7 protein-coding genes and 1 tRNA gene are annotated in these 11,852 nt (G+C 65.5%); 2 read left to right on the top strand and 6 right to left on the bottom strand.

What is annotated here, in order from left to right; all coding sequences use genetic code 11:
* Positions 1-148 precede the first annotated feature (148 nt).
* Positions 149-1,423: an MFS transporter gene (locus ACEI37_RS18055; RefSeq protein ID WP_373380274.1), complete on the top strand. Its 1,275-nt coding sequence runs from the start codon at positions 149-151 to the stop codon at positions 1,421-1,423.
* Positions 1,424-1,448: 25 nt separating this feature from the next.
* A complete protein-coding gene (locus ACEI37_RS18050; RefSeq protein ID WP_373380032.1) occupies positions 1,449-2,657 on the top strand; it encodes a YgeY family selenium metabolism-linked hydrolase in 1,209 nt (402 codons plus the stop codon).
* Between the two features lie 352 nt (positions 2,658-3,009).
* On the opposite strand, the gene ACEI37_RS18045 is transcribed toward ACEI37_RS18050, so the two are convergent.
* The 6 genes from ACEI37_RS18045 to mnmC all read right to left on the bottom strand — a co-directional run bounded on the left by ACEI37_RS18045 (position 3,010) and on the right by mnmC (position 11,784).
* Positions 3,010-3,085, bottom strand: a tRNA-Val gene (locus ACEI37_RS18045).
* 192 nt (positions 3,086-3,277) lie between these two features.
* Positions 3,278-5,689: an endopeptidase La gene (gene lon, locus ACEI37_RS18040; RefSeq protein WP_115681436.1), complete on the bottom strand. Its 2,412-nt coding sequence runs from the start codon at positions 5,687-5,689 to the stop codon at positions 3,278-3,280.
* Positions 5,690-5,944: 255 nt separating this feature from the next.
* On the bottom strand, positions 5,945-7,222 hold the full coding sequence (gene clpX / locus ACEI37_RS18035) for an ATP-dependent Clp protease ATP-binding subunit ClpX (protein WP_012352668.1): 1,278 nt from the start codon (positions 7,220-7,222) through the stop codon (positions 5,945-5,947).
* A gap of 252 nt (positions 7,223-7,474) precedes the next feature.
* A complete protein-coding gene (gene clpP, locus ACEI37_RS18030) occupies positions 7,475-8,125 on the bottom strand; it encodes an ATP-dependent Clp endopeptidase proteolytic subunit ClpP (RefSeq protein WP_011615108.1) in 651 nt (216 codons plus the stop codon).
* Positions 8,126-8,224: 99 nt separating this feature from the next.
* The gene (gene tig, locus ACEI37_RS18025; protein ID WP_116294952.1) at positions 8,225-9,580 is read right to left on the bottom strand and encodes a trigger factor; all 1,356 of its coding nucleotides are present in this window, start codon (positions 9,578-9,580) and stop codon (positions 8,225-8,227) included.
* Positions 9,581-9,810: 230 nt separating this feature from the next.
* Positions 9,811-11,784, bottom strand: a complete 1,974-nt coding sequence (gene mnmC, locus ACEI37_RS18020; protein ID WP_373380031.1) for a bifunctional tRNA (5-methylaminomethyl-2-thiouridine)(34)-methyltransferase MnmD/FAD-dependent 5-carboxymethylaminomethyl-2-thiouridine(34) oxidoreductase MnmC — start codon at positions 11,782-11,784, stop codon at positions 9,811-9,813.
* Positions 11,785-11,852 lie beyond the last annotated feature (68 nt).

Here is an 11,852-nt window from a genome sequence, read left to right as displayed (position 1 = left end):
TAAAAAAACCACGATGCAGGCGCTCCCGGGCGCCCGCAGGGGGGCGTTTTTGTCTCACCAAATCCAAAGGAGGAACACAGTGAGCGATTCTTTACACTCCGCGCAGACCCTGCGCAACGCGGCCACGACTGCGGCGACGACGGACACCATGGATGCGTATGACAACGCGCTCTACCGCAAGGTAGCCTGGAGATTGCTGCCGTTCCTGATGGCCTGCTACATCGCGGCCTTCCTGGACCGCGTCAACGTCGGCTTTGCGAAGCTCCAGATGCTGGACCAATTGAAGTTCAGCGATACGGTGTATGGCCTTGGCGCCGGCATCTTCTTCATCGGATACTTCCTGTTCGAGGTGCCGAGCAATGTGCTGATGCACCGCATCGGCGCCAGGAAGACGCTGGCGCGCATCATGATCCTGTGGGCCTGCATCTCGGCCGCCATGGCGCTGACCAAGACGCCGACGCAGTTCTACATCCTGCGCTTCCTGCTCGGTGCCGCCGAGGCCGGCTTCTACCCCGGCATCATCCTGTACCTGACCTACTGGTTCCCGTCGCACCGCCGCGGACAGGTCATCGCCGTGTTCATGACGGCGGTGCCGTTCGCCGGCATCCCCGGCGGCCCCCTGTCGGGCTGGATCATGGAAGCAATGCACACCTACCATGGCCTCTCCGGCTGGCAGTGGATGTTCGTGCTCGAAGCAATTCCATCGATCGTGCTGGGCCTGGCGGTACTCTGGTTCCTCGACGACCGCATCACCGACGCCCGCTGGCTGAGCGCCGCCGAGAAGGACCGGCTTGCGCGCAACATCGCTGTGGAGAAGACCACCAAGGTCGAGCACGTCTCGCTTCTGAAGCTGTTCCGCGACCGCCGCGTGATCCACATGGCGCTAATCTGCTACTGCACGGTTTCCAGCCTGTCGGGCCTGGCCTTCTGGATTCCGTCGGTGATCCGCTCGACCGGCGTGGTTTCACTGCTGGACGTCGGCCTGCTGACGGCCATTCCGAATGCCTGCGCCGTCGTGTCGATGATCCTCGTATGCCGTCATTCGGACCGCACCCGCGAGCGCCGCTGGCATATGGTCATCCCGTTCCTGGTCGGCGGCACAGGCCTTGCGCTCAGTACGATGTTCAGCCACAACCCAACGCTTGCCGTGGCCATGCTGTCGGTTGCGGCCGCCGGCTGCATGGTGTGTTCGCCGCTGTTCTGGAGCCTGCCGACGGCGTTCCTGGAAGGCCGCAGTGCTGCAGCCGGCATCGCCGCGATCAACTCGTTCGCCGGACTTGCCGCCTTCGCTAGCCCTTATGCGATCGGCTGGATCAAGGACCTGACCGGGTCGACCGACTGGGGTATGTACTTCCTGGCCTCGTTCACCGTGATTGGCGCATTGCTAGTGCTGCGCGTGCCAGCCACGCTGGTCAACCGCTAGACGCTAACCCACAGGACTTCCGATCATGATCGATCAGACGATAAGCAAGCCCGGCAATCCTGCCACTTACATGGATCCCAGCGAACTCGGGGAATTCAGCGACGTCATCGCGCTGACGCGCGAGATGGTGCGCGTCCCCAGCCTCTCCGGCTGGGAAGGCGACGTGGCCGCGCTGCTGGCGCGCCGCATGACCGAAGCCGGCTTCACGTCGGTGACCACCGACCGCAATGGCAGCGTGCTCGGCTGCATTGGCCCCGAAGAAGCAGGGATCGCCCTGCTCTTCGACGGCCATATGGATGTCGTGCCTGTCACCGGCCAGTGGCGCTTCGACCCGTTCGGCGGCACCATCCATGATGGCCGGCTGTACGGGCGCGGCAGCACCGACATGAAGGGCGGCATCGCCGCGGCCATCTGCGGCGTCGCCGCGGCCGCGCGCGAAAGGCCGCTGCGCCGGCGCATTGCCGTATCCGCCAGCGTTCTCGAGGAAGTCATCGAGGGGCACGCCCTGGCGACGGTGCTGGACCGCTGCCAGCCCGCGGCGGTCGTGATCTGCGAACCCTCGAAGCTGCAGGTCAAGCGCGGCCAGAAAGGCAGGCTCGAAATCCTGCTGACCTTCCACGGCAGACCTGCGCACGCGGCCACGCCGCATCTTGGCGTGAACCCGTTGCACGCGGCCGCGCGTGCACTGACTGCGCTGGAAAGCCTGCACCTGCCGACCGATCCGGTGCTCGGGCCGGCACTGCTGGTGCCGACGGATATCGTATCGTCCCCCTACCCGTCGATTTCGATGATCCCGACATCGGCCACGATCCGCTTCGACCGTCGCACACTGGACGGCGAAACGCGCGAAAGTGTACTGGGCGAGATCGACGCCTGCCTGCGCACCGCTGGCCTGGGTGATTTCACGCTGGCCGTGTCGGACGATGAAATCCGCACCTTCACCGGTGAATCGGCCCGGCCGATGCGGTGGCTGCCGGCCTGGCACCAGCCGGACAACTCACCGCTGGTGCAGGCCGCCGTGCGGGCTATCGCGCAAGCCGGCCGCGCACCGCAGGTAGGGACGTGGGCCTTCTGCACCAATGGCTCCGAGTCTGCGGGCCGGCGCCGGATCCCGACCATCGGGCTGGGGCCGGGCTGCGAGGAGGACGCCCACACCATCGATGAATCGATCGCGCTGGAGCAGCTGGAAGGTGCGCGCGAGATCTACCGTAATCTGGTGCTGGCAGTGGCGTGACGGGCCGGTGTCCGGAGTCCGAATGAGAACGATTCCATGCTCGAGCAACCCTTCGAGCTTGCGAGCATAGATGTCCCCCCTCTTCCTCGCTGTCGAACGTCAAATAGATCGGCTTCTCCGGACACCCGCACGCTTGAACGTGTACTGCCATTTCCCGTTTCCAACCTCTTTTTTGCCTGCCATAGACTCGCCTCCTTACCGCCGAGCGACGCCTTTTCGGGTGTTAGAGCGGGTGGTAGAGGGCCCTTGTTGGGTGGTAGAGAATCTTTCTGGCCCGGATACGGGGTGGTGAAACCGGCATAAAAAAAGGACCCAGATCGCTCTAAGTCCTTGATTCTTGCTGGTGGAGCGGTGGTGGGTGCTGAGGGGTTCGAACCCCCGACCTACGCCTTGTAAGGGCGCCGCTCTACCAACTGAGCTAAGCACCCGCTCGACCATCGCAGGCTGTCTGCCTGCAACTTGCTGAACGCTCCGCACCTCGCGGCGGATACCGTGGTTTGCGTTGCGAGGGCGCAAGTTTAATACATGTGATTTCGGTTTGCCAAGGCCCGCGCGGACAAAAAAAAACGCCGCCGGGCATCGCTGCCCTGCGGCGTTTTGTTCATGCGGCGGAGGCGTCGTCAGTGGTGCAGGCGCTCGACCTTGGCCGTGGCCTTGTCCGCCACCTCGGCGGGCTTGGCATCCTCTTCCGGCAGGGCCTCGGGCTTGCGCTCGAGCGCCAGTTCCAGCACCTTGTCGATCCAGCGCACCGGCACGATCTCGATGGCGTTCTTGACGTTGTCCGGGATCTCGGCCAGGTCCTTGACGTTTTCCTCGGGGATCAGCACCAGCTTGATGCCGCCGCGGTGGGCTGCCAGCAGCTTCTCCTTGAGGCCGCCGATCGGCAGCACCTCGCCGCGCAGCGTGATCTCGCCGGTCATGGCGACATCCGCGCGCACCGGGATGCCGGTCAGTACCGACACCAGCGCCGTGGTCATGGCACCGCCCGCAGACGGGCCGTCCTTGGGCGTGGCGCCTTCGGGCACGTGGATGTGGATGTCGCGCTTCTCGAACATCTCATCCGTGATGCCCAGGCGGCGTGCCCGCGAACGCACCACCGAACGCGCGGCCTCGACCGACTCCTTCATCACATCGCCCAGCGAACCGGTGCGGGTGATGTTGCCCTTGCCCGGCATGATCGCGGCTTCGATGGTCAGCAGGTCGCCGCCCACCTCGGTCCACGCCAGCCCGGTCACCTGGCCCACCTGGTTTTCCTTGCCGGCCAGGCCGAAGTCGTACTTGCGCACGCCCAGGAACTTGTCGAGGTTGTCCGAATCGACCTTGATCGTGCCCGACTCCTTCTTCAGCAGCAGCAGCTTGACCGCCTTGCGGGCGATCTTGGACACCTCGCGCTCGAGCGAACGCACACCGGCTTCGCGCGTGTAGTAGCGGATGATGTCGCGGATCGCCGCATCGGTGACCTCGATCTCGCCCGCCTTCAGACCATTGTTCTTGATCTGCTTCGGCAGCAGGTAACGCGTGGCGATGTTGAGCTTCTCTTCCTCGGTGTAACCCGACAGGCGGATCACTTCCATACGGTCGAGCAGCGGCGGCGGAATGTTCAGCGAGTTCGACGTCGCCACGAACATCACGTCGGACAGGTCGAAGTCGACCTCGATGTAGTGGTCCTGGAACGTGTGGTTCTGTTCCGGATCCAGCACCTCGAGCAGCGCCGACGACGGATCGCCGCGGAAATCCTGGCCCATCTTGTCGATCTCATCGAGCAGGAAGAGCGGATTGCGCACGCCGACCTTGGACAGGCTCTGCAGGATCTTGCCCGGCATCGACCCGATGTAGGTCCGGCGGTGGCCGCGGATCTCGGCCTCGTCGCGCACGCCACCCAGTGCCATGCGCACGAACTTGCGGTTCGTCGCGCGCGCCACCGACTGGCCGAGCGAGGTCTTGCCCACGCCGGGAGGCCCGACCAGGCAGAGGATGGGTGCCTTCACCTTGTCCACGCGCTGTTGCACCGCGAGGTACTCGAGAATGCGTTCCTTGACCTTCTCCAGGCCGTAGTGGTCTTCATCCAGCACGCGCTCGGCGTTGGCGAGGTCGTTGTTGACCTTGCTCTTCTTGCGCCACGGCAGGTTCACCAGCGTGTCGATGTAGTTGCGCACGACGGTGGCCTCGGCCGACATCGGCGACATCAGCTTGAGCTTCTTGAATTCGGCGTCGGCCTTCTTCTTGGCTTCCTTCGGCATGCGCGCAGCCTTGATGCGCTTGTCGAGTTCTTCCAGGTCGGCGCCTTCTTCGCCCTCGCCCAGTTCCTTCTGGATGGCCTTGACCTGCTCGTTCAGGTAGTACTCGCGCTGGCTCTTCTCCATCTGGCGCTTGACGCGGCCACGGATGCGCTTTTCGACCTGCAGGATGTCGATCTCGCCCTCGAGCTGCGACAGCAGGCTTTCCAGGCGCTCGGTCACGTTGACCATCTCCAGGATCTTCTGCTTCTGCTCGAGCTTGATCGGCAGGTGCGCGGCGATGGTGTCCGCCAGGCGCCCGGCCTCGTCGATGCCCGACAGCGAGGTCAGGATCTCCGGCGGGATCTTCTTGTTGAGCTTCACGTACTGGTCGAACTGCGACACGATCGCGCGGCGCAGGGCCTCGGTCTCGGCGCTTTCGCCAGGTGCGGGCGGCACCGGCACGGCTTCGCACATGAAGTGCGAATCGTCCTCGCTCACCTCGCGGATGTTTGCGCGCTGGGTGCCCTCGACCAGCACCTTCACGGTACCGTCGGGCAGCTTCAGCATTTGCAGGATATTGGCGATGCAGCCGACCTCGTACAGGTCGTCGGCGGTCGGCTCGTCCTTGGCCGCCGTCTTCTGGGCCACGAGCATGATGCTCTTGCCCGCCTCCATCGCAGTCTCAAGCGCCTTGATGGACTTTGGGCGTCCCACGAACAGCGGGATCACCATGTGCGGAAACACCACCACGTCGCGCAGCGGCAACAGTGGGAGGCGAATCGGCTCGGCCGGGAGGAGTTGTGTTCCGGACATCATTTTCCCCAAGTCAGTCATTTAAGGCGTAAATTGGGCCGCCCGAATCGATTACAAGATACGTGCCAATCGATTCATCAAGGCAGGCAGATGCCGCTACCTGCACTTGGTGGCCCCTCTGAAACAGCATACCCGCGTTTCCTCCCTCTCGTCGGTAGAAATAAACAAAAAAAGCCGCTCGCTTCTACGCGAACGGCCTTTTCCGCCCTGCTGCCCGTGTGGTGCCGACCTCTGACCACTCTGGCAGCCCTCGCGTCAGTTAGACCCTGCCACCTTGGGCTGCTGCTCCTCATACATCAGCAGCGGCGGTGCATCGCCGTTGATCGTATTTTCATCGATCACCACCTTTTGCACGCCCTTGTAATTAGGCAAGTCATACATGACGTCCATCAGCGACTGCTCCAGGATCGAGCGCAGCCCGCGGGCACCGGTCTTGCGGCGGATCGCCTTGCGCGCGATGGCGCTCAGCGCACCCGGGCGGATTTCGAGCTCGACGCCTTCCATCGCCAGCAGCTTCTGGTATTGCTTGACCAGCGCATTCTTGGGCTCGACCAGGATCTGCATCAGCGCGGCCTCGTCCAGCTTCGCCAGTGTTGCCACCACCGGCAGGCGGCCGATCAGTTCCGGGATCAGGCCGAACTTGATCAGGTCTTCCGGCTCGGTCTGCGGCAGCACTTCGCTGACGTCGCGCTCTTCCTTGCTCTTGACCTGCGCGGCAAAGCCGATGCCGGTCTTGTCCGAGCGCTGCATGATGACCTTCTCCAGGCCATCGAAGGCGCCGCCGCAAATGAACAGGATGTTGGTCGTGTCCACCTGCAGGAAGTCCTGGTTCGGATGCTTGCGGCCGCCCTGCGGCGGCACCGATGCCATGGTGCCTTCGATCAGCTTGAGCAGGGCCTGCTGCACGCCTTCGCCGGACACGTCGCGGGTAATCGACGGGTTGTCCGACTTGCGCGAGATCTTGTCGATCTCGTCGATGTAGACAATGCCGCGCTGCGCCTTCTCGACTTCGTAATTGCAGTTCTGCAGCAGCTTCTGGATGATGTTCTCGACGTCCTCGCCGACGTAGCCGGCTTCGGTCAGCGTGGTCGCGTCGGCGATCACGAACGGGACGTTGAGCAGGCGCGCCAGCGTCTGCGCGAGCAGCGTCTTGCCCGAGCCGGTGGGCCCGATCAGCAGGATGTTGCTCTTGGACAGCTCGACGTCATCCTTCTTGCCGAGGTGCTTGAGGCGCTTGTAATGGTTGTAGACCGCCACGGCCAGGATCTTCTTGGCCTGTTCCTGGCCAATCACATACTGGTCCAGGCTTTCGCGGATCTCGTGGGGCGTGGGCAGGTCGGAGCGCGCGGCCGCGGCGGCGTCTTTCTCGGATGCCGTGGCCTCGTCGCGAATGATCTCGTTGCACAGGTCGATGCATTCGTCGCAAATGAACACCGACGGGCCGGCAATCAGCTTCTTGACCTCATGCTGGCTCTTGCCGCAGAAGGAGCAGTACAGAAGCTTTTCGCTGGATGAACCTTTTTTGTCCGCCATAGGAATCAGTCACTTTTGCAGGGCGCACACCGCGGGGCGACAGGCTCCTCGGCGATACGCTTCAAACGCATCATACGCCAAAACAATTGGCACCACCGGCGGTTCCCCCCGGCTGTGGGGCCAAGGCCCCGTTTCACAGGTTCCGATGCAAAAAACGAGGCACGGGGCCTCGTTCCGGTGTAGCCTTCGCCATTTGAGCCCAGCCAGTGTGGCTGGCCGCCGTCGCATCAGAGGCCACGGCGGCGCGCCGCATCAGCCGCGGCGGGCGAGCACCTTGTCGATCAGGCCGTAGTCGACCGCCTGGTCGCCGCTCATGAAGTTGTCGCGATCGGTGTCGCGCGCAATCTTCTCGACCGGCTGGCCGGTCACTTCCGACAGGATGGTGTTGAGCCGCTCGCGCAGGTACAGGATCTCGCGCGCCTGGATTTCGATGTCCGAGGCCTGGCCGCGCGCGCCGCCCAGCGGCTGGTGGATCATGATGCGCGAGTTGGGCAGCGCCGAACGCTTGCCCTTGGCGCCTGCCGCCAGCAGGAAGGCGCCCATGCTGGCCGCCATGCCCATGCACAGCGTCGAGACGTCGGGCTTGATGAACTGCATGGTGTCGTAGATGGCCAGCCCCGCCGACACCGAACCACCCGGCGAATTGATGTACAGGGACACGTCCTTGTCGGGGTTCTCGCTTTCCAGGAACAGCAGCTGTGCCACCACCAGGTTGGCGGTCTGGTCGTTGACCTCGCCCACCATGAACACCACGCGCTCCTTCAGCAGGCGCGAGTAGATGTCATAGGCGCGCTCGCCCCGGCCGGACTGCTCGACGACCATCGGCACCAGCCCCAGGCCCTGGGTTTCCAGTGCCGAAGCCTGCGTGGTGGCGAGACGGTCAAGCAAATCATTGCGGGTCATGCATGTTCTCCATGGATTCGTCGGATCGCAAGGCAATCCGGGTAACTCGGGAAGTCCCGGCCCCGCACCGTGGCGCGGGGCTGCCGGCTACTTCCGGCCTCAGGCTTGCTGCTGGTTGCCTTCGGCGGTGAGTTCCTCGAAGGACACCTTCTTGTCGGTGACCTTGGCCTTGCCGCACACGAAATTTACCACGTTGTTTTCGAGCACGTAGGCTTCCATTTCGGCCAGGCGCTGCTGGTCGCCGTAGTACCAGCGCATGACTTCCTTCGGGTCCTCGTAGCTCTTGGCGAAGTCCTCGATCTCGGCCTTGATCTGGTCGGCCTTGGCTTCCAGGCCGTTGGCCTTGACGATCTCGGCCAGGATCAGGCCCAGCTTGACGCGGCGCTCGGCCTGCTGGGCGAACATCTCGGCCGGGATCGGCATGTCCTTGGCGTTGGGCATGCCACGCTGCTCCAGGTCGCGGCGGGCCATTTCCACCAGGCGCTCCTGGTCCTGCTCGATCAGGGCCTTGGGCACGTCCAGCTCGCTCGCCTTCAGCAGCGCTTCCATGACCTGGTCCTTCAGCATGGCGTGCGTGCGGCGCTTCACTTCGCGCTCGAGGTTCTCGCGGATGTCGGCGCGCATCTTGTCGACGCTGCCGTCGGCGATGCCCAGCGACTTGGCGAAGGCTTCATTCACTTCCGGCAGGTGGGCCCATTCGATCTTCTTCAGGGTCACGGTGAACTCGGCGGTCTTGCCGGCCACTTCCTTGCCGTGGTAGTCGGCCGGGAAGGCCAGCGGGAAGGTCTTGCTTTCGCCGACCTTCAGGCCCAGCGCGGCCTGCTCGAACTCGGGCAGCATGCGGCCTTCGCCCAGCACGAACGGGAAGTCCTCGGCCTTGCCGCCGGCGAACTCTTCGCCGTCGATCTTGCCGACGAAGTCCAGCGTCACGCGGTCGCCGTTCTGGGCGGTGACGTCGGCACCGCCGTCGCCATGCTCGCCGGCTTCGCCGCGGGCGTGGTAGTGCACGCGCTGCTTGCGCAGGATGTCGATGGTCTTGTCGACTTCGGCGTCGGTGATCTCGGTGCTGGTGCGGGTGACTTCGGCCGCCGACAGGTCGCCGATGGTCACTTCGGGGTACACCTCGAAGGTGGCGTCGAACGCCACTTCATCTTCGCCCACGCCTTCGTTCTTGATCTCGAACTTGGGCTGGCCGGCAACCTTGACGTCCTGTTCCTTGGTGATGTCGAAGAACTTGCGCGCGGCCTTGTCGAAGCGGACTTCGAACTCGACCTGTTGGCCGTACTGCTTCTCGACCATCTTCATCGGCACCTTGCCCGGACGGAAGCCCGACATCTTCACGGTCTTCGACAGGCGAACCAGGCGCTCCTGCTTTTCCTTTTCCACTTCGGCCTTGGGGATGGCCAGGGTCACCTTGCGGTCCAGCTTGCCGAGGTTCTCAATCACGTTCGACATGGTCGTAGATCCAATCCAGAAATGTAGTTGTGTTCGTAGGTGCTGCCGTCTTGTACGCGTACCGTCCGCTTTACCGCCACGGCGCCGTCGCGACAGGACGGCCAGGGCAGCGCACCGGCGAACGGAAAGCTCCGCGCAAACGGAAAACGGGGATTATCGCACGGTTTTGATTCGCTTCCGGCAGATTTTGCCCGGCACGCGCCGCAACCATGCAGCGTCGCTGCGCCGCGCTACGCTGCCTGCCCATGGCGCAGCGCGCGCAGCAGCAGGCGTGCCGGATCCATCGCATCGGCCAGGTCCGACTCCAGCGGCAGCGGCTCGCCTTCGATCTGGCTGGCGATCAGTTCCGCGCCCAGCGCGGCCCAGGTGAGCCCGCGCGAGGCATAGGCCAGCGCCGCATAGAGCCCGGGCAGGCGCGGCAGGTCGCGCAGGTGCGCACCGCGCAGCGACGCCGCCTGAGCCACCGCGGCGGCCTCGTCGGGCACTTGCCCGATCAGCGGCAGCCGGTTGTGCGTGACGGTACGCACGCCGACATAGCCCGACAACGTGACGGGATCGAGCGAGGCTACCGCGCCGGCCTGGTCCGGCAGCAGGCCGGCCAGCCGGGCCAGGTTGGCCGCGTGGACCGCCGGCTGCTCTACCAGCGGGCCGGTGTCTTCGTCATAGCTGGAGCCGACGCGGCCGCTGCCGTCGGCGGCACGCGGCAGCAGGTAGCCGGCACCCGTCACCACGCAGTCGGGCCAGCCGCCGAGCGCGTCGACCTGTGCGGCGGCCAGCGTGGTCAGTTGCCCGCGCACTCGGCGCAGGGTCCAGTGTCGCTGCGGCAGCAGTTGCTGCGCTTCATGTGCGTTGGCCAACACCAGCACCGGTGCCGACGCCAGCACGGCGCCGTCTTGCGCAAGTGCCTGCCATTGCCCGTCGACAGGCGCGATCGCGGCGACCCGGCAGCCGAAGCGCGCCGTGACAGCGTCCCCTGCACGCGCCAGCTGCGCCGTGCAGATGTCCGGCGGCGCGACCCATCCACCCTGCGGGAACCACAGGCCGCCGCGCGGCACGCCGGCGCGATGCGCCGAGGCCGCCTCGGCGGCGCTCATCCAACGCACGAACTCCGGCGGCAAGCCCATCGCCGCCAGGGCGGCGCGCTGGGCCTCGCCTTCGGCCTCGTCCTCGCCGATCTGCAGCACGCCGCAGCCGTGCCAGCCGACCGGATGCCCGGCCTCCGCCAGCGCCGCCCAGGCGCGCAGCGCGTACTGGTTGCCGGCGCGCGACAGCCGCGACAGCAGGCTGTCATCGGCCGACACATGCGCATGCATGGCCGCGGCGCGATGCGCCGAGGTCTGCCGCGCCGGCCCGTCGTGGGCGTCGAACAGGGTCACACGCCAGCCGCGCGCGGCGAGGCGCTCGGTCACGGCGCAGCCGGCCAGTCCGGCACCGACCACGATGGCATGGCGTTCCGGCCATTGCGCCGGCAGCGGCGGAGCGTGGCGGCGCGATTTCCATTGCGGGCGAAAGCGCGCGACGGTCATGTCGCGCTTGCCGCCAAAGCCGGGGGCCTTGCCGACCTCGAAGCCAACCTCCTTCAGCCCGCGCCGCACAAAGCCCGCGGCGGTATACGTCGCAAGCGTGGCACCGGGACGCGCCAGCCGCGCCAGGCCGCGGAACACCGGCGCCGACCACATCTCGGCATTGCGCGCCGGCGAGAAGCCGTCAAGGTAGAAGGCGTCGGCGCCGGCGGCCAGCCGCGGCAGCATCGCTTCGGCATCGCCCAGCGCCAGCGTCAGCACCACGCGGCCCTGGTCGAACGCGAGCCGGTGCAGGCCCGGCAGCGCCAGCGGCCATTGCGCCTGCAGCGCCCGCGCCAGCGGCTGCAGCCCGTCCAGGCTGGCATGCAGCTGCGCCAGCCCCTCACGCGTGAACGGATGCTTTTCGAGCGAGACGAAATGCAGCGTGCCGCAGCGCTGCGGATCGTCGCGCCACGCCTGCCAGGTCGCCAGGAAATTCAGCCCCTGGCCGAAGCCGGTCTCGACGATGACGAACTGCCGCTTGCCGCCCCATGCCCCGGGCAAGCCATTGCCGCCGAGGAAGACGTGGGCCGCCTGCGCCAGGCCGCCTTCGGTGCTGTGGTAGACGTCGTCGTAGCGGGGCGAATACGGAGTGCCCTCGGCCGACAGGATCGGCTCGGCGGGCTCGAGTGCGCGCGGCATGGATGGAAAACTCTGTGGAAGCGAATTGCCCCGGCCGGAGTACCACGGGCGTGGGAGAGGCCAGGAAG

Origin of the sequence: Cupriavidus nantongensis (assembly GCF_041726985.1) — a bacterium.
Taxonomy (GTDB): domain Bacteria; phylum Pseudomonadota; class Gammaproteobacteria; order Burkholderiales; family Burkholderiaceae; genus Cupriavidus; species Cupriavidus nantongensis_A.
The sequence above is the reverse complement of the archived record's forward strand: the minus strand, read 5'-3'. Positions and strand labels throughout refer to the sequence as shown.

Excerpts from the sequence above, each read along its gene's own strand:
- ACEI37_RS18055 (WP_373380274.1), top strand. The coding sequence starts at position 149 with ATGGATGCGTATGACAACGCGCTCTACCGCAAGGTAGCCTGGAGATTG.
- ACEI37_RS18050 (WP_373380032.1), top strand. The coding sequence starts at position 1,449 with ATGATCGATCAGACGATAAGCAAGCCCGGCAATCCTGCCACTTACATG.
- lon (WP_115681436.1), bottom strand. The coding sequence starts at position 5,689 with ATGTCCGGAACACAACTCCTCCCGGCCGAGCCGATTCGCCTCCCACTG.
- clpX (WP_012352668.1), bottom strand. The coding sequence starts at position 7,222 with ATGGCGGACAAAAAAGGTTCATCCAGCGAAAAGCTTCTGTACTGCTCC.
- clpP (WP_011615108.1), bottom strand. The coding sequence starts at position 8,125 with ATGACCCGCAATGATTTGCTTGACCGTCTCGCCACCACGCAGGCTTCG.
- tig (WP_116294952.1), bottom strand. The coding sequence starts at position 9,580 with ATGTCGAACGTGATTGAGAACCTCGGCAAGCTGGACCGCAAGGTGACC.
- mnmC (WP_373380031.1), bottom strand. The coding sequence starts at position 11,784 with ATGCCGCGCGCACTCGAGCCCGCCGAGCCGATCCTGTCGGCCGAGGGC.